At 62.6% G+C, this 25,098-nt stretch carries 23 protein-coding genes; 5 read left to right on the top strand and 18 right to left on the bottom strand.

The window, feature by feature from the left end:
• Positions 1 to 84: 84 nt before the first annotated feature.
• Positions 85 to 720, top strand: a complete 636-nt coding sequence (locus tag ACX0MV_RS13730) for a TetR/AcrR family transcriptional regulator (protein WP_458983074.1) — start codon at positions 85 to 87, stop codon at positions 718 to 720.
• Positions 721 to 734: 14 nt separating this feature from the next.
• On the opposite strand, the gene ACX0MV_RS13725 is transcribed toward ACX0MV_RS13730, so the two are convergent.
• From ACX0MV_RS13725 to ppc, 7 genes are all read right to left on the bottom strand, one after another.
• Positions 735 to 1,514, bottom strand: a complete 780-nt coding sequence (locus ACX0MV_RS13725; RefSeq protein ID WP_458983073.1) for a class I SAM-dependent methyltransferase — start codon at positions 1,512 to 1,514, stop codon at positions 735 to 737.
• Positions 1,515 to 1,580: 66 nt separating this feature from the next.
• A complete protein-coding gene (locus tag ACX0MV_RS13720) occupies positions 1,581 to 2,273 on the bottom strand; it encodes an extensin-like domain-containing protein (RefSeq protein WP_458983072.1) in 693 nt (230 codons plus the stop codon).
• 38 nt (positions 2,274 to 2,311) lie between these two features.
• Positions 2,312 to 3,172, bottom strand: coding sequence for a DUF72 domain-containing protein (locus ACX0MV_RS13715; protein ID WP_458983071.1), 861 nt, complete (start codon positions 3,170 to 3,172; stop codon positions 2,312 to 2,314).
• Between the two features lie 15 nt (positions 3,173 to 3,187).
• On the bottom strand, positions 3,188 to 3,529 hold the full coding sequence (locus ACX0MV_RS13710; RefSeq protein WP_458983070.1) for a hypothetical protein: 342 nt from the start codon (positions 3,527 to 3,529) through the stop codon (positions 3,188 to 3,190).
• Between the two features lie 149 nt (positions 3,530 to 3,678).
• Complete coding sequence (tsaB, locus tag ACX0MV_RS13705) at positions 3,679 to 4,359, bottom strand: tRNA (adenosine(37)-N6)-threonylcarbamoyltransferase complex dimerization subunit type 1 TsaB (RefSeq protein WP_458983069.1); 681 nt, start codon at positions 4,357 to 4,359, stop codon at positions 3,679 to 3,681.
• A 135-nt stretch (positions 4,360 to 4,494) separates the two neighbouring features.
• Entirely contained in the window at positions 4,495 to 5,142 is a 648-nt protein-coding gene (adk, locus tag ACX0MV_RS13700) for an adenylate kinase (RefSeq protein ID WP_458983068.1), read from the bottom strand.
• A 244-nt stretch (positions 5,143 to 5,386) separates the two neighbouring features.
• Positions 5,387 to 8,023 (bottom strand): phosphoenolpyruvate carboxylase, encoded by a 2,637-nt coding sequence (gene ppc / locus ACX0MV_RS13695; protein WP_458983067.1) that lies wholly within the window; start codon positions 8,021 to 8,023, stop codon positions 5,387 to 5,389.
• A 156-nt stretch (positions 8,024 to 8,179) separates the two neighbouring features.
• Between ppc and ACX0MV_RS13690 the strand changes: the two genes are divergently transcribed.
• The 3 genes from ACX0MV_RS13690 (at position 8,180) to lptF (ending at position 10,098) form a co-directional block, all read left to right on the top strand.
• Positions 8,180 to 8,512, top strand: a complete 333-nt coding sequence (locus ACX0MV_RS13690; protein ID WP_458983066.1) for a pilin assembly protein — start codon at positions 8,180 to 8,182, stop codon at positions 8,510 to 8,512.
• A gap of 314 nt (positions 8,513 to 8,826) precedes the next feature.
• Entirely contained in the window at positions 8,827 to 9,261 is a 435-nt protein-coding gene (locus ACX0MV_RS13685) for a DUF4398 domain-containing protein (protein ID WP_458983065.1), read from the top strand.
• A 48-nt stretch (positions 9,262 to 9,309) separates the two neighbouring features.
• The gene (lptF, locus tag ACX0MV_RS13680; RefSeq protein WP_458983064.1) at positions 9,310 to 10,098 is read left to right on the top strand and encodes a lipotoxin F family OmpA-related lipoprotein LptF; all 789 of its coding nucleotides are present in this window, start codon (positions 9,310 to 9,312) and stop codon (positions 10,096 to 10,098) included.
• A 63-nt stretch (positions 10,099 to 10,161) separates the two neighbouring features.
• On the opposite strand, the gene ACX0MV_RS13675 is transcribed toward lptF, so the two are convergent.
• From ACX0MV_RS13675 to prfB, 7 genes are all read right to left on the bottom strand, one after another.
• On the bottom strand, positions 10,162 to 10,473 hold the full coding sequence (locus tag ACX0MV_RS13675) for a PA3694 family proteiin (RefSeq protein ID WP_458983063.1): 312 nt from the start codon (positions 10,471 to 10,473) through the stop codon (positions 10,162 to 10,164).
• Between the two features lie 104 nt (positions 10,474 to 10,577).
• Complete coding sequence (locus tag ACX0MV_RS13670; RefSeq protein ID WP_458983062.1) at positions 10,578 to 11,327, bottom strand: TIGR00266 family protein; 750 nt, start codon at positions 11,325 to 11,327, stop codon at positions 10,578 to 10,580.
• A gap of 190 nt (positions 11,328 to 11,517) precedes the next feature.
• Positions 11,518 to 12,813, bottom strand: coding sequence for a flavohemoglobin expression-modulating QEGLA motif protein (locus ACX0MV_RS13665; protein WP_458983061.1), 1,296 nt, complete (start codon positions 12,811 to 12,813; stop codon positions 11,518 to 11,520).
• 28 nt (positions 12,814 to 12,841) lie between these two features.
• Positions 12,842 to 13,393 (bottom strand): hypothetical protein, encoded by a 552-nt coding sequence (locus tag ACX0MV_RS13660; RefSeq protein WP_458983060.1) that lies wholly within the window; start codon positions 13,391 to 13,393, stop codon positions 12,842 to 12,844.
• Positions 13,394 to 13,466: 73 nt separating this feature from the next.
• A complete protein-coding gene (locus ACX0MV_RS13655) occupies positions 13,467 to 14,180 on the bottom strand; it encodes a TetR/AcrR family transcriptional regulator (RefSeq protein WP_458983059.1) in 714 nt (237 codons plus the stop codon).
• Between the two features lie 117 nt (positions 14,181 to 14,297).
• Positions 14,298 to 15,800 (bottom strand): lysine--tRNA ligase, encoded by a 1,503-nt coding sequence (gene lysS, locus ACX0MV_RS13650; RefSeq protein ID WP_458983058.1) that lies wholly within the window; start codon positions 15,798 to 15,800, stop codon positions 14,298 to 14,300.
• A gap of 155 nt (positions 15,801 to 15,955) precedes the next feature.
• A protein-coding gene (gene prfB, locus ACX0MV_RS13645) for a peptide chain release factor 2 (protein ID WP_458983057.1) occupies positions 15,956 to 17,051 on the bottom strand; the annotation gives its coding sequence in 2 pieces (ribosomal slippage) (positions 15,956 to 16,978 and positions 16,980 to 17,051; 1,095 coding nt in all).
• A 163-nt stretch (positions 17,052 to 17,214) separates the two neighbouring features.
• On the opposite strand from prfB, the gene ACX0MV_RS13640 reads away from it, so the two are divergent.
• Entirely contained in the window at positions 17,215 to 18,858 is a 1,644-nt protein-coding gene (locus ACX0MV_RS13640; protein WP_458983056.1) for a diguanylate cyclase domain-containing protein, read from the top strand.
• A gap of 15 nt (positions 18,859 to 18,873) precedes the next feature.
• Here ACX0MV_RS13640 and ACX0MV_RS13635 read toward each other — a convergent pair whose 3' ends face one another.
• From ACX0MV_RS13635 to ACX0MV_RS13620, 4 genes are all read right to left on the bottom strand, one after another.
• Entirely contained in the window at positions 18,874 to 20,478 is a 1,605-nt protein-coding gene (locus ACX0MV_RS13635; protein WP_458983055.1) for a GMC family oxidoreductase, read from the bottom strand.
• Between the two features lie 108 nt (positions 20,479 to 20,586).
• Positions 20,587 to 21,960, bottom strand: a complete 1,374-nt coding sequence (xrtQ, locus tag ACX0MV_RS13630; protein ID WP_458983054.1) for an exosortase Q — start codon at positions 21,958 to 21,960, stop codon at positions 20,587 to 20,589.
• Positions 21,961 to 23,937 (bottom strand): VIT and vWA domain-containing protein, encoded by a 1,977-nt coding sequence (locus ACX0MV_RS13625; RefSeq protein WP_458983053.1) that lies wholly within the window; start codon positions 23,935 to 23,937, stop codon positions 21,961 to 21,963. It lies immediately after the preceding gene.
• A 172-nt stretch (positions 23,938 to 24,109) separates the two neighbouring features.
• Positions 24,110 to 24,889, bottom strand: coding sequence for a tellurite resistance TerB family protein (locus ACX0MV_RS13620; RefSeq protein WP_458983052.1), 780 nt, complete (start codon positions 24,887 to 24,889; stop codon positions 24,110 to 24,112).
• Positions 24,890 to 25,098: the final 209 nt, after the last annotated feature.

Genomic DNA, 25,098 nt, shown 5'->3' with positions numbered 1-25,098 from the left:
TGACCTTCGCGAAGGTTTAGAATATTTGTACCGCGGAGTATAGTAAAAATAGCAAACCCATCAGTCCAGTATTAAAAGTTGCCGATGACAAACAAAATGTTGCCACCCAGCGGCCCAGGTCGCCCCAAGGACCCAGCCAAGCGCCAGGCCATCCTCGAAGCAGCCAAGACCCTGTTTCTGCGCAACGGCTACGACGGCAGCAGCATGGACGCCATCGCCGCCGAGGCAGGCGTCTCCAAGCTCACCGTGTACAGCCATTTCACCGACAAGGAAACGCTGTTTTCCGCGGCGGTAAAAGCCAAGTGCGAGGATCAGCTGCCCGAGCTGCTGTTCGAGCTGGCAGAGGGTGCGCCCATCGAGCGCCAGTTGCTGGAAATCGGCCGGGGCTTCCATACGCTGATCAACAGCCGCGAATCGGTCGAGCTGCACCGCGTGATGGTCAGCCTGGCGGCGCAGGATTCCAAACTGTCGAAGATGTTCTACGACGCCGGCCCGCAACGGGTACTCAGCGAGATGGAGCACCTGCTCAAGCAGGCCGACAAAGCAGGCAAGCTGCGCATCGCCAATCCGCATGATGCCGCCGACCAATTCTTCTGCCTGATCAAGGGCGGCGCCAACTTTCGCCTGCTGATCGGCTGCGGCAAACCCCTGGAAGGGGCCGAGGCCGAACATCACGTGCGCGATGCGGTGGACATGTTCATGCGGGCGTACAAGCCCTAGCGGATCAGCCGGGCCTAGAGGCTCAGCTTCTTTTTCGGATAGATGTCGTAACGGCTGGATTTGCCTTCCAGGGCATAGCCCGGCGTAGCCCCGGCGATGACCGGTGATTTGCGCGGACGCTTCACCACCACCCGATGGCTGGCCAGTGCCAGCGCCGATTCGAGCAGGGCCGGCGCATCCAAGTCATCACCAACGAACGGGCGAAACAGGCGCATTTCCTTTTTCACCAGCGCGCTCTTGTCGCGGTGCGGGAACATCGGGTCGAGATAGATCACCTGTGGAGGCTCGGCCTGCCAGGCCTTCATCAATTCGATGGCATTGCCGTTTATCAGGCGCATACGCTCGACCACCCCACGCACCTCGCCATTGCCCATCGCACGAGCGAGGCCGTCCTCCAGCAATGCCGCGACCAGCGGGTTGCGCTCCATCAGGGTCACGGCACACCCCAGGCTCGCCAACACGAAGGCATCACGCCCCAGCCCTGCGGTGGCATCGAGCACCGTGGGTCGCACGCCAGCTTGCACGCCAACCGCTTTGGCGATCATCTGCCCGGTGCCGCCGCCGAACAGGCGACGATGCGCCGCGGCGCCTTCGACGAAATCGACCCGTACCGGACCTGGCGCGCCAGGCCCGAGCTCGACCAGCTGCAAACCGGCCGCGCCTAGCTGCAAGGCGAACTCCGCCTCGCCGCCTTGAACAAGGCCCAGACGAGTCGCCCACTCCGCCGCCGCGGCGGCTAGCTCGGGGAGCAAGGCGTCCATACGAATCGTTGCCATGGTGCGTTTTTCACTCATACGAAATGCTCAGAAATTATCAGCCGTCAGCCGCAGCGAACGCCTCTACCCTGTACCTGTGAAGGCTCAGCGGCACATACGAAACAGGCCCATGTCCACGTGGAAATGGTCGCGGTGGGCCGCATTGTATTCAGGCCCGAGGGTGGTGTTGAAACTGGCGCATGCGGCCTGTTGCACCTGGCGCAGAAACTCGCCGTTAGCCCCCTCTTTGGGCCAGTCGCGCAGCACGCTGATGCGTCGCCCGTCCTGCAGCCGAAAGCCAACGATGTCCAGCGCATTGGCAGTGGCATGCTGGCTGCGCCGCTGGCTGCCGGCGATGGAACGGCAGGCGAAGCTGCCTACGTGATCGACCTGGGTCACCGGCTGGCCGAATACCGCCATCGCCGCAGGTTGCAAACCGTGCCGCTCGAACAGGGCAAACGCGGTGGCGAGTGGGCAGCTGGCCATGAAACTGCTGCTGAAGCGCACCCCCGAGCCCTGCACGCGCACGGTGTTGTGCAACGGACAATCGGCGCTCGGGTTGCTGTCGGCAAGCGGGGTAAACCGCAGCGGAGAGGTGGCCAGCGCTTGCTGGCACAGCGCGGGGTCTTCCTGCAGACGCCAGAGTTTGAAGGACGTCAGCAGGTTTGGCGTCTCGCGGATATCCAGCGGTGCCCATGGATTCCAGCGGGGCGGCACATCGAGCACACCACGCCACACCGTCAGCAATACACCGGCGAGCAACACGCACAACAGGAGAAAACCGCGAAACAACGTCATAGAAAATCGGGCTGCGAGCGTATCGGGCGCCCACTTTATCAAAGCAGCCCGAGCTGCTCGACCTCAGGTTCGCTCACCGGCTGCGCAAGCGCCGGCAAACCGGGCAACCGTTCGCTCAACTGCTGGTGAAAACGCCGGGCCAGCTGCGGGGCGAGCTGATTGTCCGACGTATGCAGAAACACATAAGGCATACGCCCTTCTTCGATCCAGGCGGCGACCTTATCCAGCCATGGCGCCATGAACGGGTCATTGGCGGCCAACTCGGGATGGCCGACAAAGCGCAGCTGCGGGGCCTGGCTGAAAGCGGTGGGGCGCGGTGGCAAGCGTGGTTTCTTGGATTGCGCGTCCAGCACGGCCGTCGCCTGGGAGGTGCAGCTGAACAACCCCCGCGAATCCAGGCAGATGCGCTCGATGCCGCGCTCAAGCAACAGCCGGTTCAGCGCCCGCTCCTCCTCGGCTCTGACGAAGAATGCAGGGTGACGCACCTCGACGGCCAAGTTCCCGTCGCCCCAATGGTCGATAAATGCGCGCAACTCGGCCAGCCGCTGCGGGGTGAAACTGGCAGGCAGCTGCAGCCAGAATGGCGCCACCCGCGCGCCCAGCGGTGACAGCAGGCGGCGAAAGTCGTCGCTCGCGGCAAGCTGCTCGCGCAGATCGGCGGAGTGGCTGACGGTTCTCGGGAGCTTCGCGCAGAAGCGAAAACCTGCGGGCATGGCCGTGGCCCAGCGCGCCACGGTATCGGCGGACGGTTGCGCGTAGAACGTGGTGTTGCCTTCCACGGCATTGAAAACGCTGGCGTAGTGAGCGAGAAATTCCCCTGCTGGCGCCGCCTGCGGGTAAACGACACCGCGCCAGCTTGGCGCACTCCACGACGGGCAGCCTAGATAGTAGGGAAGCATGAAGTACCGAAATGGTTACGCGTACAGATCCAGACCCAATACTTCCTGGGCATCCACAGCGCTGGCGAATGCGGCAGTCGAGCTGTAACTGGCAATGGCCTGGGCGGCGCGGTTGCTGACAGCGGGTTGGTAGTCGAGGTCCTGCACGCGCACCGGCAAGCTGTCGGCACTGGAGCTGGACGCCTGCACGCGGCGCAGTTGAGGGGTTTGTTCGAAGCCCTGGCTCCCCGCTGGTGAAACCGGCTGCTCGCGACGCGCCTCTACCTCACGTTGAGCCTCGCGATAAGGCGTGACCGCCGTCCCCGAACGGGGGCCGCGATCTGGCGCAAAGGAAGGTATGGAGGCGTCGATCCGCATCAGCTACTGCTCGGCGTAAGCCAACTGGGGGTGAAAGTAGTGGCAATTTAGCCGCCACGACCTGCCTTGGCAATGCGCCAGAGCAAGCGCGCGACAGAAGGCGTGGTAGACGATCGCGAACGGAAAATCGGTGGTACGCAATCGCGCGCTTACAGCGGCTGTTTCGGGGTGGCGACCTTGTCGCGCAGGTACACCGGCTGCGCCTCATCAGCGACGACCGCCTCGCCACGCGCCCAGGCGAAACCGGCCAGCTTCAGCAGGTCCTCGGCGTGGGGCAACAGCGCGGCATCCTGCGCGGCTAAGGCGACCGGCATGCGCGCAGCAAACGTGCCCCAGCCCGTACCGGCGCCGAACCATTCGCCTTCGGCTCCGCGTGGCAGGCTGACCTGTTCGGGCGGCAACACCGCCTCGATACCCTGCAGACGCATCTCGCCTGCTTCAGCGCGATAGCAACCCCAGTACACCTCGTCCATGCGCGCATCGATGGCAGCCGCGACCTGACTCGCCTGTTGCTCGCGCAATGCTCGCTGGGCCAGTACCGCCAGGTTGGATACCGGCAGCACCGGCCGATCCAAGGCGAACGCCAGCCCCTGCACCACCCCGACCGCGATACGCACGCCCGTAAAGGCACCGGGGCCGCGGCCGAAGGCAATCGCATCCAGTGCTGAGAGCGGCACACCGGCGCGTGCCAGTAACTGCTGGATCATCGGTAGCAGCCGCTGCGCGTGCAGGCGCGGAATCACTTCGTAGTGACTGATCAGCTCGCCCTCGTGCAGCAATGCGACTGAGCAGGCTTCGGTGGCGGTATCCAGGGCCAACAGAGTGGTCATCGGGGTTCACACAGGTGCGACAAACGGGCGGGCATTAAAACGGTTTGCCGGTCTTTTTGCCAGTTTCCACGGCTGGCAACCCACCGTAGAAACGCCAATGGCCCGCAAGCGGGCCATTGGCAGCGACACCCAGGATCAGCTCAGTGCGGCGAGCACCTTGGCGGTGATCTGATCCACCGAGCCGACACCGGCGATCGCGCTGTATTTCGGCGTGCCATTGGCTGCTGCGAGCTTCTGGTAGAAGTCCACCAGCGGCTTGGTCTGCGAATGGTAGACCGATAGGCGATGACGCACGGTTTCTTCCTTGTCGTCTTCACGCTGAATCAGCGCCTCGCCACTTTCGTCGTCCTGACCGGCAACCTTCGGCGGATTGTGTTCGGTGTGGTAGACGCGGCCGGAGCCCGGATGCACGCGGCGACCGGCAATGCGGCTGACGATTTCTTCGTCGTCGACGGCGATCTCGACCACGTGGTCGATGTTCACGCCGGCTTCTTTGAGCGCTTCAGCCTGGGGAATGGTGCGCGGGAAACCGTCGAAGAGGAAACCATTGGCGCAGTCGGGCTGGGCGATGCGTTCCTTGACCAGGTTGATGATCAGGTCGTCGGAAACCAGGCCGCCGCTGTCCATGATGCTTTTGGCGACCAAGCCGAGTTCGGTGCCGGCCTTGACCGCGGCACGCAGCATGTCACCGGTGGAGATTTGCGGAATACCAAACTTCTTGGTGATGAAACCAGCCTGGGTACCTTTTCCGGCACCGGGCGCACCCAGCAGAATCACGCGCATCGATGTGCTCCTCAATTAAAAGTAGAAACCGTCGGATTCGCCTCGTGGGGCCAATCTCTGAATGGTTCGGACAGCGCTGCACGTGGGTGCCAGACCGTCAAAAGGCCGATCAAGATACACAGCGCACCCCCACCGCACAAGCCACCAAAAGTCTGATAGGCGCCTACCCCGCGAACCATTCCCAGCCCAGTAGGCATAGGGCTTTCGCCGCTTGTGCGGCGCTGTGGGTCGGCCCGCACTGACGTTAGCCGGTATTGCGCAAACCTGCCGCAATACCGGCCACGCTGACCAACAAGGCCTGTTCCAGAGGGCTCTCCGCTTGGATTTCGCGCTGCCGCGAGCGCGCCAGCAACTCGGCCTGAAGCAGGTGCAGGGGATCAAGATAGGTGTTGCGCACGCTGATCGATTCCAGGGTCTCCGGGCTGTGCGCAAGCAGCTGGGACTGCCCGGTCAAGCCCAGCACGGCACCGATGGCCTGCGACAATAGGTCGCGTAAATGCTCGCCCAGAGGGTGCAGTCCTGCCTCCACCAGGCGCTCGTCATAAAGCCGTGCGATGGTGATGTCAGCCTTGGCCAGCACCATCTCGAGCATGTCGATGCGGGTGCGGAAGAACGGCCAGTACTCGCGCATCTGCCCCAGCAACTCGCCCTCGCCGCGCTTGAGCGCATTGCACAGTGCGTATTCCCAGCCAAGCCAGGCCGGCAGCATCAGCCGGGTCTGGGTCCAGGCGAATATCCAGGGAATCGCCCGCAGACTTTCCACACCGCCTTCACGGCGCTTGGCCGGGCGACTACCGAGCGGCAGACGGCCCAGCTCCTGCTCCGGCGTGGCCTGGCGAAAATACTCGACAAACTGCGGGTGCTCGCGCACCACGCCGCGGTAAGCGGTGACGCCGTCGCTGGCCAGCTTGTCCATCATTTCACGCCAAGCCGGTTCCGGCGTCGGCGGCGGTAACAGCGTGGCTTCGAGCACGGCGGCGAGGTACAGATTGAGGTTCTGTTCAGCAATATCCGGCAAGCCGAACTTGAAGCGGATCATTTCGCCCTGTTCGGTTGTGCGGAAACGCCCGGCCACCGAGCCTGGCGGTTGCGACAGAATCGCCGCATGGGCCGGACCGCCGCCCCGCCCTACCGTACCGCCACGGCCGTGGAACAGCAGCAGCTCGACCTGATGCTCGCGGCAGATCTGCACCAGCACCTCCTGCGCACGGTACTGGGCCCAGGCCGCTGCGGTAGTACCCGCGTCCTTGGCCGAGTCGGAATAGCCGATCATGACTTCCTGCGGGCCATGCAGTCGCGCCCGGTAACCATGCAAACCGAGCAGACGTGCGATCACCGGGCCGGCGTTGTCGAGGTCGCTGAGGGTCTCGAACAGCGGCACCACGCGCATTGGCCGTTGCAGGCCCGCCTCCTTGAGCAGCAGCTGCACCGCGAGGACGTCCGAGGCAGCGCCAGCCATGGAGATCACGTAAGAGCCTAGGGACGCGGCTGGCGCAGCGGCCACCTCACGGCAGGTCGCCAGCACCTCTTCGGTTTCGCCGCTCGGCTTGAAATGCCCCGGCAGCAGTGGTCGCCGGCTTTCCAGCTCGCGCAGCAGAAACGCCACACGCGCGTCTTCGTCCCAATCGGCATAGCGGCCAAGGCCGAGGTAGTCGGTGATCTCGCTCATGGCCTCGCTGTGACGCGTGGAATCCTGCCGCACGTCCAGCCGCACCAGGAACAAGCCGAATGTCGCGGCACGGCGCAGGCAATCGAGCAGCGGCCCTTCGGCGATCACGCCCATGCCGCAGTCGTGCAGCGACTGATAGCAACACTCCAGCGGTGCAAGCAGCTCACGGTTGTCATGCAACACCGCAGGCGGTGGCTCCACTGCCTCGCGCAGCGCCGCCTGGGCCCAGCTGCGGGTAGCACGCAGGCGTTCACGCAATTGCTTGAGCAGCGCGCGGTAGGGTTCCGCACTGTCGCCTACCTGCGCACGCAATTCGGCATTGGCCTGCTGCATGGACAAGGCCGCGGCCAGTTGATCGATATCGCGCAGGTAAAGATCGGCCGCCATCCAGCGGGCCAGCAGCAATACTTCACGGGTCACGGCGGCGGTGACGTTGGGGTTGCCGTCGCGATCGCCCCCCATCCATGACGCGAAGCGGATCGGCGCAGCTTCCAACGGCAGGTGCAGGCCCGTCGCGGCATGCAGCGCCTGGTCGGCCTTGCGCAGCACGTTGGGCAGCGCATGCCACAACGAATGCTCGATGACGGCAAAGCCCCACTTCGCCTCATCCACCGGGCTGGGCCGGCTGCGGCGGATTTCCTCGGTATGCCAAGCCTCGGCGATCAGCCGCTGCAACTGCTGGCGCACCTGCTCGCGCTCGGCCTGCGACAGATCAGCGTGGTCACCGGCGGCGAGCTGCTCGGCAATCGCGTCGTACTTCTGAATCAGGGTGCGGCGCGCCACCTCAGTTGGGTGGGCGGTCAGCACCAGCTCGATGTCCAGCCGGCCGAACTGGCGCGCCAGGCTCTCGCGCCCCTGCCCCGCCGCTAGCAAGCGCTGCAGCACGTCGACCAATACATTGGCTTCAAACGGTTCCGCCTCGCCGACGGCGCGGCGGCGCACGCGGTGGTATTGCTCGGCGATGTTGGCCAGGTTGAGAAACTGGTTGAAGGCCCGCGCCACTGGCAGCAGCTCGTCGTCTGCAAGCTGATCGAGGGTTGCGCCAAGCTGCTTGGCGCCGGCTACCGAGCCCTTGCGGGCGCCTTTCGCGGCCTTGCGAATGCGCTCGATCTTGTCGAGAAAATCGGCGCCGCGGTGATCGCTGATGGTATTGCCCAGCAGCTCGCCGAGCTGGTGCACGTCTTCGCGCAAACGCGCGTCAATTTCCGCCATGGCTGATGCCTCCGTGAGTGCTCGCGCTTCAAGAGTGCCCAGCGCGGCAACTTCTTACAAGGGCGCGACGCCAACCTGCAGCGCCAGTCAAGGCGGTCTAGGCTGGATGATAGCGGCCATTCCCACCCCTCAAACGGCCGCTTTGGGATGCCGACTATGAAGATTCGCGAACTGATCACTGCCTGGGAAAAACATGCCAAGGGGCCTCTGATGCCCACGCGTCACCACATTCATTTAGATGTGGAGTCAGCTGCGCGACTCGAAGCCTTGGCGCAGATGTATCCCAAACGCAACGTCGAGCAATTGGTCGGTGAGCTGCTGGGCGCCGCGCTGATCGAACTGGAAGCCAGCCTGCCCTATGTGCAGGGCAACCGGGTGGTCGGTACCGATGAACTGGGCAACCCGCTGTACGAGGACATCGGTCCGACGCCGCGTTTTCTCAGCCTGGCGCGCACCCACCTGCATCGGCTCACTACACAGCCCGAATAAACCTGGCTGTGTCCGCCTCCATCTGAGCTCAAGGCCGGATGTCGCAGTAAATCCGCGCCTCGGACTTTCTCCCACGCGCATCGTTCAGTAAAAAATACGCTTGTCGATCTTTCAGCCAATGAATCCTGAACCGGCTTCGCCGCGCTGTCATTTTTTATGAACGTTTCGCCGTCCGTCCGACTCTCAAAACCATGCCACGCTGACTGAACGGCGCTGCAGATTGCATGTATTGCAGGCGCGAACGCCCTCACGGCTTCGGTCAAGGCGCTGGCTGGTGACCATCATGGGAGCCAAATACATCCGGGAAATTACCAATGGAGTTGAACACCATGATCATCAACACCGCCCTACAGCAACGCACCCATCTACCGGCCTGGAAACTGGCCGCACTGGCCATCGGCAGCAGCCTGCTACTGGTTGGCTGCGCGGGTAATCCTCCGAGCGAGCAGATGGCTGTTACCGAATCGGCCGTCAATCGCGCGGTAAGTGCCGGTGCGACGGAATTCGCCGCCGTGGAAATGAAAGCCGCTCAGGACAAGTTGCAGAAAGCCGAGCTGCAGATGCACGAAGAAAATTACGAAGAAGCCAAGCGCTTGGCCGAACAGGCCGAATGGGACGCCCGCCTGGCAGAGCGTAAAGCAGAAGCCGCCAAAGCCGAAAAGGCTGTGCAGGACGCTCAGGCTGGCGTTCAGGAACTGCGAGAGGAAAGTCAGCGCGCAATCCAGCCGGCAGTCAGCCCGACGCCCTGAGCTGAACCTGCAGACCGACCACCCGCTAACTGATAAAGGATGACCCCCATGCGTAATCAAATAATGATCCCCGCCCTGCTGGCTCTGAGCGTCGGCCTCGCTGCGTGCTCATCGCAGCCAAACGTGAATCTGGAACAGGCCCGCAGCAACTTCTCCACGCTGCAGACCGATCCGCAGGCGAGCAAGGTAGCTGCTTTGGAAACCAAGGAAGCCAGCGAAATGCTAGAAAAGGCCGAGGCTGCCTATCGCGAAAGTGCCGATGAACGTCGCGTCGACCAACTGGCCTACCTCGCCAACCAGCGCATTGAAGTGGCCAAGGAAACCATTGACCTGCGCACCGCTGAAGAAAACCTGAGCAAGATGGCTGCTCAGCGCGCCCAGGCTCGCCTGGAAGGCCGTGACGCGCAGATCAAACGCCTGCAGGAGCGCCTGAATGCCAAGCAGACGGAACGCGGCACCCTGGTGACCTTCGGCGATGTGCTGTTCGATCTTGATCGTGCAGAGCTGAAGCCAGGTGCCATGGGCAGCATCAGCAGCCTCGCCGCATTCCTTCAGGAAAATCCTGACCGCAAGGTGATCGTCGAAGGCTATACCGACAGCACCGGCTCGGATGCGTACAACCTGAGCCTGTCCGAGCGCCGCGCCAACTCGGTACGTATGGCGCTGGTAAAAGCAGGGGTCGGCCCGGAGCGCATCGTCTCCCAGGGTTACGGCAAACAGTACCCAGTATCGAGCAACGACTCCGCAGCAGGTCGGGCGATGAACCGTCGGGTTGAAGTAACGATCTCCCACGACAACCAGCCGGTAGCGCCACGCTCCGCCGCCAGCGCCTACTGATCCAGCGCGATAAAAAAGCCCCTGATGAAGGGGCTTTTTTATGCATGTGTGAATTGTGAAGAGTTACTCGCCGCCCTCGCTATTGCAACGTACGGCCTGCTTGCGGCTGTCGACCAGCACGCCGCTGAGACCCTTCTGCTCCAGGTCGAACATCACCAGGATGCCGTCGATGCACTGGGCAACCTGGCTGGCAGGCTTCAGCGTCACCTTGTAGTCCTCACCGGGCACGGTCTTGAGCATGGTGAATTCGGACAACAGCAGGGCGTCTTCCGGCTTGGCGATGTGCAGGTAGCCGTAATAGCCCAGCACCGCCACCGTGGCGCAGACGCTGGCGACACCGGTCAGGATCAGGGGGATTGGGTTCAATTCGCTCATAAGGGCACTCGCAGTAGGCGGCATACGCGGACAACGGCGGATGATACCCAGATCGCCCCGCCGCGCCAGCGGCAAAGTGTCGCGAAGTCTGACTGCGGCGCGCGCTACTTCTTGCCGCCGGCGCGTACTTCTTCACGCGCCTTGAACGTGGCTTCGTACACCCGCTCCGCCAAACGCGAGAACGGCAGGCTCTGAATCCATACCGTGCCGGTGCCCTTGAGCGTCGCCAGAAGAATCCCCTCGCCGCCGAACAGCATGCTTTTCAGCCCGCCAGCCAGGGCGATGTCGTAATCGATGCCCGCGGTGAAACCCACCAGGCAACCGGTGTCGAGTCGCAGCGTCTCGTTGTTCAGCTCCTTGCGGATCACTGTGCCGCCGGCATGCACGAAGGCAAGGCCATCGCCATCGAGCTTTTGCAGGATGAAGCCTTCGCCGCCGAAGAACCCGGCGCCCAGGCGTTTGTTGAAACTGATGCCCAGGGCCGTGCCGTACGCGGCGCAGAGAAAGGCATCCTTCTGACAGATCAGGGTGCCGCCGATCTGCTTGAGATCGATCGGCACTACAGTGCCTGGATAAGGCGCGGCGAACGCCACCCGCGCCTGGCTTTTCCCGCCATTGGAGAAATGCGTCATGAACAGCGACTCGCCCGTCAGCATGCGCTTGCCGACCCCCCACAGCTTGCCCAGCACGCCGCTGGCGGAGCCGTCGCCCATGCGCGTTTCGAAACGCACGCCGTCGCTCATGTAATTCATCACCCCGGCCTCGGCGATGACAGTCTCGCCCGGATCGAGAATGATCTCGACGCTTTGCGCCGACGCACCGAGGATTTCGTATTCGAGTTGATGGCTGGGCATGGGGAGCTCCTGGCAATGCGGGAAAATCGCCCCGGATTGCATCCGGGCTACGATTAACCTATTGAAGGGCTAGGAGCGTCACGAGCGAAGGTCAGGCCAGGCGCGCACGATCTGAAAAAGCGGAGTTTACGACTGTAAATGAGCATTTTTCAGGTCGTGGGCAACGCCGCATGACCGAGCGCAGTAGCTCCTAGAGGATATTGGCGTAGTCGGCTTCGATTCGATCCAAACTCAAATGGTTCAGGAAGTTGGAAAAACACATCCACGCCGACAGCGAATTCAGGTCGCTGAACTGCGGCGGCAGGTACTTGGGCGCAACGACCAAGCCTTCATCGACCAGACGGCGCAGGGTACGCATGTCTTCGAGGGTGGTTTTGCCGCAGAACAGCAGGGGAATCTGCTCCAGCTTACCTTTGCGCACGGCGAGCTGGATGTAGTTGTAAACCATGATGAAACCTTTCAGGTAGGACAGGTCCTTGGTGAAAGGCATCCCGGTGGGCGTAGAGCCACGAAATACCCGGTTGGCGTTGCTGTAGCTTTCTTCCTGGCTGAAGCCCTGCTCGCGGTAGAAATCGAACACCTGGAGGAAATCAGCGCCCTCCTCCGCCATGTGGATCGCGCGGGTGCGGTTGGTGAGCTTGCGCAGGCGGGTCGGATAGGAGGCGAAGGCGATCACTTCCATGAGGATCGCCAGGCCTTCCTGGGTCACGGTCGACGAAGGCGGACCTTTGGCGAGGAAGGTGCACACCGGCTGATTGAGGCCATTCAAGGTGGTCGCGACGTGCACCAGGCCCTCATGAACCTCCAGCGCCTTAACATCGCGGTCGTTGAACATGGCATCGCTGCGGATCTTGATGTAGTCCGCACCCGCTGCAGCGTCAGCGAGGATACCGTCGGACTCGAACACCCTGATGGTGCCCTCCGCTTCGCCGAACACCTTGTTCAAGCGGCTTTGCAGCAATTCGACCGCATGCTTGGCGGTCAGGGTTTTTGGTTCGTCCTTGAGGTCGCCGCGATTTGCGATGTTATTGAGAAAGTCGGAGAACATCATCCCCAGGTCAGCCAGCGTCGGGTCACCGGAATGGAAGGCGTCCGAGGCGGCGCCATACAGCTCCTGGGAAATCAGCCCGAAGTCTTCGGTGCCGCGCGCTTCGAGCATGCGAATGACCATGCGGTACTCGCGGCACATGCGCCGCATGATCTGCCCGGCCGGGTTGAACTGGCCGAGCTGGCGGGTGATGTCGCGCTCGATGTTCTGGAATTCAAGCTTTTTCGCCGGTGCATCGAAGGCCAGCGGGCGACCTTCGTAATAGGCGCGATCAACATTCGGCAGCCGTTTGCCATTGTGCTTGAGGAATTCGTTGCGGATACTATCGTCCCACTTCACCGCGTCCAGGATACGAATCGGCGTTTGCGCCTCGACGATGCGGTCGGACAATGCCCGTACTCGCAGCTGATAGTCGTCCAACCCTATGTGACTGTTCATCGGCCCCTCATTGCCCCGCAATTTGACTCTATTGGCCTACGCGTTGATAACGCGCGACTTCGATAAATACGTCCGAGTTGGCCTGATCGTCCAGGTAAGCGAATACCTTATCCAGCGGGCTGGTGATCAGAGCGGCGTCGCCCAGGGGCGTGTCCACCACTGCACCTTCCAGGCTGCCTTGCTCCAGCTCCTGCAGCACCCGGTCGACGTCCAGGTTGTACAGCACCAGCTCGTTCTCGACCGTCAGTTCGAAGCCGGCGATGGCGAAATTGGCGCCTAGGCGTTTCGGCAGCCCGGCTGAAAGGTACCAGCGCTGGCCATGGTGGGCCACGGTGAAACCGAACTCTTCGACACTCTCGAGGTTGTCCGGATCGTCGACATAGGCCTTGGCCTTGTAGACGTTCGAGCCGGCGCGGCTGACCTGCAGATAGGTCTGCTCGCCCCACTCGTTCTTGCGCGTCCATTCGCCCAGCAGCGGAATCGGCGCGGGCTCGTTGGCCGGAATTGGGTCGTTGAAGGTAACCAGGCAACCACTCAGCAGCAGGAAGGACAAGGCGACCAGTACGCGCCAGGCTCTCATGGGGTTCTCCTTGTGAAATCGGTTCGCGCGTTATCCGCCAGCAGGTCGGCTTGGCTCATCCTCATGCAGGGCATCAGAGCCCCAGGACCAGATGCATGTAGCGCTTGAGAATGGCCAGCATATCTTCGTTATCCAGGTGTTCGACACCGTCGAGCAGGCCCTGATACTCCATCCGCGCAATAATCCCCGTCAATAGCTTGGCATCCTGCTCGGGTTGTTGCGAGCCCAGCACTTCAAAGAACTGCATCACGCCCTGCAGCACGATGCGCCGGTGCGCCCGCACCAGCCCGTGCAGGCGTGGGTTGAGCAACGCCTCCTGCTGGAAAGCCTGCTCGGCGAGCAGGTGATCGCGGCGGTTGAGCAACTGGTGACGCACGTACTCCACCGCCAGCCGGGCGATTTCATTGGCCAGATGGCGGCGTGCCGCAACGCTGCCGTCGAGGCGGCTGACCTGTTGCTGCAACACGCCCTGGGTGCTGCTCCAGAAATGTGCCATGTAGGCGGCGCTGCGCTCGACGAACAGGGCGAAAGTATCGGAGATCAGGACGTTGATGTCCTTGAAGTAATAGGTGGTCGCCGATAACGGCACCGCCGCCTCGCTGGCGACTGCACGGTGGCGTACGGCCCGCACGCCCTCGCGCACGATGATGCGCATGGCAGCGTCGAGAATCGCCTGACGGCGCTGCTCGCTGCCTTCTCTGCTGGCCTTGCGGCCCTGGTATTTGACGCTTCCGGCGAGCGCATGGGCGACGCCGGTAGCGGTTTCCTGGGTAGGCTTGGCAGTCACGGTGCGATCCTCCTCGGCGACTTGAATCGAAGCAACAGCAAAAAATTCGTCACGGCAGCACTGCAGACACGGTGCCTGCGGACAAGAAAAAGCCGCCCGGAGGCGGCTTCAGGACCGTCAGGCCTGCGGACGCATGTGCGGGAACAGAATCACGTCGCGAATCGACGGTGAGTTGGTCAGCAGCATCACCAGGCGGTCGATACCAATGCCTTCACCGGCGGTCGGCGGCATGCCATATTCCAGGGCGCGGACGAAGTCGGCGTCATAGTGCATGGCTTCGTCATCGCCGGCGTCCTTGTCCGCGACTTGGGCCATAAAGCGCTCGGCCTGGTCTTCGGCATCGTTCAGCTCGGAGTAGGCGTTGGCGATCTCGCGGCCACCGATAAACAGCTCGAAGCGGTCGGTAACGCTCGGATCATCGTCGTTGCGACGGGCCAGTGGCGACACCTCGAACGGGTACTGGGTAATGAAGTGCGGCTGCTCCAGCTTGTGCTCGACCAGCTCTTCGAAAATCATCACCTGCAGCTTGCCCAGGCCTTCGAAGCCGAGCACCTTGGCACCGGCCTTTTTGGCGATGGCGCGGGCGGTATCGATGTCATTGAGGTCCGCAGCAGTGATGTCCGGGTTGTACTTGAGGATCGAGTCGAACACCGACAGGCGCACGAACGGCTCGCCGAAGTGGAACACCTTGTCGCCATACGGCACGTCGGTGGTGCCGAGCACCAGCTGGGCCAACTCGCGGAACAGCTCCTCGGTCAGGTCCATGTTGTCTTCGTAATCGGCGTAGGCCTGGTAGAACTCCAACATGGTGAACTCGGGGTTGTGCCGGGTCGAAACGCCTTCGTTACGGAAGTTGCGGTTGATCTCGAAGACTTTTTCAAACCCACCAACCACCAGACGCTTGAGGTACAGCTCAGGTGCGATGCGCAGGAACATCTGCATATCCAGGGCGTTGTGATGAGTCTCGAACGGTTTGGCCGCGGCGCCACCGGGAATGGTCTGCAGCATCGGCGTTTCCACTTCGAGGAAGTCACGCTTCATGAGAAAGCTGCGGATATGCGCAATGACTTGCGAACGCACGCGGAAGGTCTGGCGCACGTCTTCGTTGACGATCAGGTCAACGTAGCGCTGACGGTAGCGCTGCTCGGTGTCGCTGAGGCCGTGGTGCTTGTCCGGCAGCGGGCGCAGCGACTTGGTCAGCAGGCGCACTTCGGTCATTTCCACGTACAGGTCGCCCTTGCCGGAACGGGCCAGGGTGCCGACAGCGGAGATGATGTCGCCCATGTCCCAGCTCTTCACCGCAGCCAGGGTCTCTTCGGACAGGGTCTTGCGGTTGACGTAGACCTGGATGCGCCCGGTCATGTCCTGAATCACCATGAACGAGCCACGGTTGAGCATGATGCGCCCGGCCACCTTGACCGGAATGGCTGCAGCTTCCAGCTCTTCCTTGGTCTTCTCGGCGTACTGCTTCTGCAGGTCCGCGCAGTAGTTGTCGCGGCGAAAATCGTTCGGGAAGGCATTGCCCTGCTCGCGCACGGCCGCAAGCTTTTCCTTGCGCTGGGCGATCAGCTTGTTTTCTTCCTGCAGCAGTTCGTGGTGGTCGAGTTGTTGATCGCTCATGGTCTTTGGTCTTTCCTGATAATCGTAGGTTGGTGCTGAGCGCAGCGATGCCCAACATCCGGCCACCAGGCCGGTCCTACGCAAATGCAGCGCCGCTCGTTGGGCCTGGCCGAGCTCTGCGGAGCGCTGCCAAGCCCAACCTACATTGCGTGTCGTTAAAGCCCCTGTTTGAGGCTTGCCACCAGATAGTCGTCTATGTCGCCGTCGAGCACGTTGACGCAGTCGCTGCGCTCGACTCCGGTACGCAGGTCCTTGATCCGCGACTGGTCGAGGACGTAGGAGCGGATCTGGTGACCCCAGCCGATATCCGACTTGGAGTCTTCCAGCACCTGCGAAGCCGCATTGCGCTTCTGCACTTCCTGCTCGTACAAACGCGCACGCAACATCTTCATCGCGGTGTCTTTGTTGGCGTGCTGCGAACGTTCGTTCTGGCAACTGACCACGGTATTGGTCGGCACGTGGGTGATACGTACCGCCGAATCGGTGGTGTTTACGTGCTGACCACCAGCGCCAGAGGAGCGGTAGGTATCGATGCGCAGGTCGGCCGGGTTGATCTCGATTTCGATGTTGTCATCGATTTCCGGCGAGACGAACACCGCGGTAAACGAGGTGTGGCGACGGTTGCCGGAGTCGAACGGGCTCTTGCGCACCAGGCGGTGCACGCCGATCTCGGTACGCAACCAGCCAAAGGCGTACTCGCCCTTGATATGCAGGGTCGCGCCCTTGATCCCGGCGACTTCACCGGCAGACAGCTCCATGATGGTGGCGTCGAAACCGCGCTTATCGGCCCAGCGCAGGTACATGCGCAGCAGCATGTTGGCCCAGTCCTGGGCTTCGGTGCCGCCGGAGCCGGCCTGGATATCCAGGTAGGCGTTGTTGGGGTCCATTTCACCGCTGAACATGCGGCGGAACTCCATCTTCTCGAGGATATCGCGCAGCCGCTCGACTTCGGCGGCGACGTCGTCCGCCGCAGCCTGGTCGTCTTCTTCGGCGGCCATTTGCAACAGGTCGCGGGAATCGCCAAGGCTGCTGTCGAGGTCGTCGAGGGTTTCGACGATCAACGCCAGGGACGCGCGCTCACGCCCCAGATTCTGTGCGTATTCCGGGTTGTTCCAGACGTTCGGGTCTTCGAGTTCGCGGTTTACTTCAACAAGACGATCATGCTTTTGATCGTAGTCAAAGATACCCCCGAATTGTCTGGGTGCGCTCGGACAGGTCCTTGATGCTATTCAGGATCGGGTTGATTTCCATGGCAGGCAGCACTCGCAGGTCAAACTTTCGGAAAAGCCGGGGAGTATACCCGAGTCGGACCGATGCTGGCAGGCGCAGTGGCCGTCGCCGCAAAGTGCCATCAGACCGGCGGCGCACTATACTTGGCGCACTCCCTTTCAGCTTGCCAAGGAACTACCGTCCCATGCGCCGATCGCACAGCCTGCGCAGCCGTTTCGCCATTCTCATCGCCCTGCTGGTAGGTGCGCTCAGCTGGCTGCTTGGCACCGTCATCAGCCAGGACTCCAGTCAGCGGATCCGCGAAGAGATCGGTCGCGACCTGGCGGAGGTCTCGTTCATGATGGTCGACCGCCTGGACCGTGACATGGAAGCCCGCGCCGGCATGCTTCAGGTGCTCGGGCAACTGCGCGCACTGAGCGACCCCAAGAACATCAGCGAGGTACGCGGCCTGCTCGACCGCTTGCAGGCCGAGTTCCCGAGCATCGCCTGGATCGGCTTCACCGACGCGGCAGGCACGGTACTCGCCTCCAGCAACGGCATTCTGGAAAACGTCAGCATCGCCCAGCGCCCGGTGTACCTCGAAGGCAAGCAGGGCCTGTTTATCGGCGACGTCCATGAGGCCGTGCTGCTGGCCAAACTGCTGCCTAACCCGACCGGCGAGGCGATGAAGTTCGTCGATATCAGCCTGCCGGTAAAGGCCCAGGACGGCAGTCTGGTCGGTGTGCTGGCGTCCCATCTGTCCTGGTCCTGGGCCGATGACGTGCGCCTGGCGATCCTGGAGCCCATCCAGAAACGGCGCAGCGTCGAGTTTTTCGTCATCGGTACCGACCGCACCGTGCTGCTCGCGCCCAAGGAGATGATCGGCCAGCGCCTGCACCTGCCGGCGCTCGACAACCTCAACAAAACCAAGAGCACCTGGGCGGTGCAGGAATGGCCGGATGGCAAGAGCTACCTGACCGGTTTTGCCCCGAGCCAGGGCTACAAGGACTATCCGGGCCTGGGCTGGACGATCATTGCCCGCCAGTCGGTGGAGGAAGCGGATGCACCGGTCCACGAACTGCAACAGATCATCCTGATCTGGGGCGCCGCGCTGGCAGCGGTGTTCGCATTTCTCGGCTGGGTGCTCACCGGCTACTTCACCGAGCCGCTCCGCAAGATTGCCAGTGCCGCCGACCGCTTGAGCGCGGGCGAACTCACTGAAATCCCGGACCTCGACGGCACCCGCGAAATTGCTCAGTTGAGCCAGTCGATCCGCCACCTGGTAGAGAGCCTGACCCATCAGCAAACAGCGCTCGGGCGAATGGAGACGCTCGCCCACCACGACCCGCTGACCGGCCTGCCCAACCGTGCTGCGCTGGAAAAATACATACCCCACGCCCAGCAGCGCTGCCAGTCGCAACACAGCTGCCTGGCGTTGCTTTACCTGGACCTGGACGGCTTCAAGCCGGTCAACGACAAGTTCGGCCATGCAGCAGGCGATCTGTTGCTGCAAGAATTCGCATCTCGCCTGCGCAGCTGCCTGCGCGATGGCGATTTCGTTGCGCGCCTGGGCGGCGATGAGTTCCTGATGGTGTTGCAGGTACCTAGCAGGGACGGCTTGGTCCAGGCCCAACTGGTCGCGCAACGTGCGCTGCAGTCCTTGCAGCAACCGATGCCCCTGAGCAATACCGAAGTGCAAATCGGCTGCAGCATTGGCGGCGCACTCTGGCCCATGGACAGCAGCAATATCGGCGAGACACTGGAGTTGGCCGACCAGGCGCTCTACCGCGCCAAGCACGCCGGCAAGAACTGCGCGGTATTTCATAGCCTGACCACCAAACGCCACTGAAGCCGCGTGCCCCTATCAGGGGTGGGCGCGGATCAACTGCGCGGCTTTCTCGGCAATCATCAGCACCGGCGAGCAGGTGTTGCCCGAGACGATGGTCGGCATGATCGAGGCATCGGCAATCCGCAGCCCCGGCACGCCGTGCACGCGCAATTGCGCGTCCACGACCGCATCGCCGCCCATGCCCATTTTGCAGGTGCCTGCCGGATGGAAGATGGTGGTACCGATCTCGCCCGCAGCGCGCTGGAGGTCCTCTTCGCTCTGATAGCTCGGCCCAGGCTTGTATTCCTCAGGCCTGAATGGCGCTAGCGCAGGCGCAGCAACGATGCGCCGGGTCAGGCGAATGGCATCGGCAGCCACCTCCAGGTCCCGTGCATCACTCAGATAATTGGGCTGGATCAGCGGAGTTTCGGCGCTGTTCAGCGAACGGATTTCGACCTTACCGCGGCTGTACGGCCGCAGGTTGCAGACCGAGGCGGTAAACGCCGGAAACGCGTGCAGCGGCTCGCCAAAACGTTCCAGCGACAGCGGTTGCACGTGGTATTGCAGGTTGGCCGACGGCTGCGCGGCGCTGGAGCGGGCAAACGCACCCAACTGGCTTGGCGCCATGGACAAGGGCCCGCTGCGGCTGAGCAGGTACTCCACACCCATGCCCATCTTCCCCCACAGACTTCCGGCGATCTGGTTCAGCGTCGGGACTTCGCTGACCTTGTAGATCAGCCGCAGCTGCAGATGATCCTGCAGGTTCTCGCCCACGCCCGGCAGCTCATGCCGCACGCCAATGCCGAGCCGCTGCAGCAGGCCGCGCGGGCCTATCCCGGAGCGCTGCAGCAGTGCCGGCGTGCCTATCGCACCGGCACACAGGACAATTTCACGGTGCGCCCTGATGGTCTGTTCGCGCCCTTGCCAGCGCACACAGAGAGCGTCCGCACGACCATCGGCGAGAACCACCCGCTGCACGTCGGCATCGGTCAGTACGCGCAGGTTGGGACGCTTGCGGATATCCCGGAGAAAGGCCTTGGACGCGTTCCAGCGAACCCCGCGCCGCTGGTTGACCTGAAAGTAGCTGCAGCCTTCGTTATCACCGGTATTGAAATCCTCGATGCTGGCAATGCCGCTCTGCCCAGCGGCCTGGCGAAAGGCCTCGAGCAAATCCCAGGTCAGCCGCTGCTGTTCGACCCGCCACTCTCCGGTACCGCCATGCAGGGCGTCACCGCCGCCGTAATGGTTTTCCGTGCGTTTGAATAGCGGCAGGACGTCCTGCCAGGCCCAACCGGAGTTGCCTGCGGCGGCCCAGCCGTCGTAGTCGCGCGCCTGGCCACGCATGTAGATCATGCCGTTGATCGAAGAACAGCCCCCCAGCACACGCCCACGCGGGTATTTCAGCGAACGACCGTTCAGGCCAGGCTCGGGCGCGGTGTCATAACACCAGTCGGTGCGAGGGTTGCCGATGCAGTAGAGGTAGCCGACCGGAATGTGAATCCAGGGGTAATTATCACGCCCACCCGCCTCCAGCAGCAGCACACTGACCGCCGGGTCGGCGGACAGCCGGTTGGCCAGCAGGCAACCGGCGGGCCCGGCACCAACGATCAGGTAGTCGTATTTCTCTTTAAGTTGATGCATTGGCAATCTCGCTTCGGCCATCGCGATTCGAATGGACACCAGCCTAGCCTCACTACAAGCCCTGGGGATGACCTTTTGGTCTGAGATAAGCATGCTGAATGATATGAGTCATGGCGCCGTCTCGGCCGTGCTCACCGCGCGCCACGGTCCCGGCGAGTCGCCGGCAAGAGCCGCCCAGTACCAGGCCGAGTTGTCGCTGAAGGTCCGACCGTTGGCGTCCTCGATATATTCGCAGACCCGCAACCGCACCCCATGCCCGTCCGCAACGAAGCAGCGCTGCAGACCAAAACCCTCGGTACGCTGTTCCAGACGCATGGCCTGAATGCGATAGCCCAGGCCGCGGTAACAATCGGCCGCCGGGTGCAATTTGCGCGTGGGCCGAGTGACATGGCGCAGTGTCACCAAGCGACCTCCCGCACTGAAACGAGCAATGGCGCCGGGAAATTGCGTGGCGAAGCGCTGCTCCACTGCCGACAGGGCCTGCGGCCGTAATGGCTGACCGGCGAAGCGAGTGGGCCATTCCACGAAATCGCCATAAGCCCGCTCGGCCGTCGCCGGCTGCTTCAGCAAAGGCCATAGCGCCAACATGGCGAATGCCAGCGCCATCCCGCACTGCACCGTAGGTTCTAGCGGCCGTCTGTACGCCGGGCTGGCAACCGGCGACCCAGGCCTAGCCCCCGCAGCGACATAGCGCAACACCAACACGCAGACTGCGACAAATACCAGCAAGCCGGTGCCCTCGTGCATCCAGGCGGGCCAATCCAGGCGCCCGGTTTCCTGCAGGATCAGCAGGCTATTACGCAGAATATTGCCGGCCAGTATCAACACCCCGAGCAGCGGCAAACGGCGCAGCAACTGGCGATCGCTCATTCGCAGCCAGGCTGCGGTAGCAAAGGCGGTGAAATAGGCGACCCAGGCCATCTGGATACCCGAACAGGGCGCATCGACCATCACCAACTGCCCGGCCACTTCCAGCGTACTGCCCTGGCGCAATACCTCCAGCCCGCCAGCGCGTAGCAACCAGGCGCTGACTTCGGCGGTCAGCAACCGCAGCGGATAACCGATAAAGAACTGCAAGGACGACATGATCGGCAGCGCCAGCAAGCCCAGTCCGAGCCAAGCCAGCAGCGCCTGGCTAGGCGCGCGTAGGGCCAACACTCCGGCGAACAACGCCAGCACCGCCACTACCGCGCGCAATAGCGGCGGCACCCCTGGCGCCAGCGCGGCCGCCGCGCAGAGCAGCAATGCCAGCAGCAACCAAGGCAATCGTGGCGCGGCCGACAACTGGCGACGTTGGCGCCAGAGCATCAGCAGTAACGCGAGCAGTGCGACTATGCCGAAGGGGTCGTCGGAGCCATCGCTCAATCGCCGTGCGCTCCACTGCCACACCGGCCACAGCGCCAATGCCGGTAGCAGCAACCACAACCAACTCGGCGGGTTGGCCCAAGCGCGCGGCCACGCCATGGGTAGCGCACGCATCATTTATGCCTGCTCCTGGCGAGCGTGCTGGCGCGCCAGCCAGCCCATGCCCAGGGCCGCGATCAGCAACATCAACCAGGCACTGGGTTCCGGCGTGCTCGACACTACCGCGCCAATTGCCTGATTGCTCACGCCCTGAGGCAGCGGCAACGCCTGCTTGACGCTGGCGGCAACGGCCGGATCGGGGTTGCGCACCCGTTCATCCACGGCGATAAACGAGGTGTAGGGCGTCAGCAGGCTGTATTTCAGGCCCAGATCGAGAATCGCCTGACTATGGACATAGCCGCCTTCGAGGGTTTCCTGATCGGTAAGGCTGGCGACCTTATGCCGTGCCCATAAATAGCCCAGTGCCTGATTGCCAGCGCTGGCCATCTCGGGCTTGATCGGCACCTCAACTCGATATGGCCCGGCCGCGCCCCGCCCTTCCCCTTGCAGGCTGCCGCGCGCCTCGCCGCGCCATTTGCCGAACACCACCAACGGCCGCTGGGCGAACAGGTCCGGCAAGGCCACGGGTTCGACGTCATAGACCTCCAAACCATCGAAACGCACCTGCGGGTTGGCCAGCACAGGCGCATCGATCATCTGCCGGAAGCGCTCGGCCTGCTCGTCCGCTGAAGCCTCGTTAAGAACGACGAAGGGCTCGCCCTGCCCGGCCCGCGCCAGGCCCTCGATCAGCTGGCGATTGACCGAACTGCCGATACCGAAGGCGAACATATTGGCTTTGTCCAGATTGTTGCGCACCAGTTCGAAGGATTCGCGCTCCACTGACACAAAGCCATCGGTAACCACCACAAAGCTGCGCGCCCGCTCGGGATCGCTCGGCACCGCCAGGGCCTTGCGCAACGCTGGCAGCAACTCGGTGCCACCCGAGCCCATCGTGGTGTCGAGCATATCCAGCGCAGTCGCGATATTCGCCGGGGTGGCCGCCTGGGACTCATCGGCGAGCATGGTGCTACTGCCGGAGAACAGCAGGACATTGAAGCTGTCGACCGGACGCAAACTCCCGACCAGATTCTTCAGCAGGCGCTTGGCGGTATCCAGCGGGAAGCCATGCATGGAGCCGGAAATATCCACCACGAAGATATATTCGCGCGGCACCAGCATCTTGCTTTTCACCTTCGCCGGCGGTGCGATCAAAGCCAGAAAAAAGTTCTCTTCGGCGCCCTTGGACAGCAGCACGCCACTCTTGAAACTGGCGCCGCTCAAGCGATAGTCGAGGATAAAATCGCGGTTATTGCTCTGCCCCGCCTCGGCACCCAGGCTGACCCGCGCCTGGCTCGGCGTGGTCTGTTGCAGCTCGATGTTGTGGCTCGGCGAGCGGATATCGGCCAGCGGCACCGGCGACTGCAACTCGACCGCGAGCGAAAAAGCGTCGCGCGTCGCTTCGCCCTCGGGCAGATAAGGCGTGCTGGCCCAAGATCCAGCCTTGTGGCTCTCGCTGCCAGCGCTGCCGTTGTAGCGCGGCCCGACCACGGTAGGGAAAACGAAGCTGTAAACGCCATCGGTGGGCAACAGCAACTCGGTATAACGCAGTTCCACGTCGACCACATCGCCGGGCAGGATATTGGCGACGTTCATCTGGAACAAGTTTTCGCGGTGCTGTTCGAGCAGGGCCGCGGTCTTGCCGGCACTCTTGGCTTCTTGGTATTCCTTCTGGGCCTCCTGCTTTTCGCGGATCTGCGCCCGCAGTTCGCGATCGCCCAGGCGCACGGTCATGCCATACACCGCCGCGCAGGTCGAACCGGGAAACACGTAACGAGCCTCAAGCGTCCGCGCGCCCTCATTGCGGTATTGCTGAACGACCCTTACATCGGCGATCACCCCGAGCACCCGCACCTCGACTTTAGTGGCCTTGAGCGGCAAACGATCCACTCTGGGGTCGCCGCTCTGCACCGCGAAATAAGGGCTTTCGCTATGCTCGGCGGCGGATTGCTCGCTGGCCAGCGCAGGCTGAGACAGAACCAAAGCGAGCAGCAGCACAAGCCAGCGGCCGAGACTGATCCTAGGAATAGATAAACAATGAAACATGGAGAAACTCCCCGTGAGTTATGCAAACACGGGGACCATGCTGAGGTTGCTTTGTGGTAAGAGTTTGTAGCTGCGGTGGCGATTGTGTGGAGTTTTACCTCCACACAATTTGCGTGGTCGGAGATCAGTTGGCGTCTGGCAGCAGTTTCACCTGAGCTTCCAGCTCGATTTTCAGAGCCGGATCAAGCTTCAGCTGGCGGGCCAGTTCTTCCAGGTAGGCACGCTCCATGAAATGTTCTTCATCGACCATCAACACGCTGGCGATATACATTTCGGCAGCCATTTCCGGTGTGGTTGCCGCGCGTGCGACTTCGGCGGGGTCGAGCGGCTTGTTCAGTTCGGCTTCAAGCCAGCGTTGCAGTTCGACGTCGTTGGTCAATTTGCCGATTTCGCCTTCGATCATCTCGCGTTCGCGGGCATCCACATGGCCGTCGGCCTTGGCCGCTGCGACCAGCGCCTTCAGGATGGCCTGGCTGTGCAGCTCGACCTGGGGCGCAGGCAAGCGATCCAGGGTTTGCGGCTCGCCTTGGGGAGCGTTGGCCTGCTGCGCCTGCCAATTACCGTAGGCCTTGTAGGCGATCACACCCAATGCGGCCAGCCCGCCGTAGGTCAGCGCTTTGCCGCCCAACTTGCGCGCGCTTTTGTTGCCAAGCAGCAGCCCCATGGCACCGGCGGCCAGAGCACCGCCCCCCGAGCCGGACATCAGTCCGCCAAGGCCGCCGGAACTGGAACTGCCGCCCGAGAGCAAACCACCCAGGCCACCGGCCGAGCCGCCGGACAATAAACCGCCCAGACCGCCCGCAAGCCCGCCGTTACCGGGTTTACCAGCGGTTTTCGAAGACTGCTTGTGCAGCATGTCCTGACCGGATTTGAGCAACTGATCGAGCAAGCCTCGGGTATTCATCGGGTATCTCCATAAGGGGAACTGGTCATAGAGACCGATTCTATGCGTCCACAGTTCTCGACCTGCCAACCAGAGTGCTTCGCGATATTGCGAGGTCTGCGCTGTTTCGCATTGGCGGGAACATTTTTCCCAAATAGCGTGCGGCGTCACAACGTGCCTCTGGGCGTTTAGTATTTGGCGTCGATAAGATGACTTCACCCAATTGTCCA

It is taken from the genome of Pseudomonas cistanchae (assembly GCF_054483635.1).
Note: the sequence above shows the minus strand (reverse complement) of the source record. Positions and strands in the feature narration are given on the sequence as shown.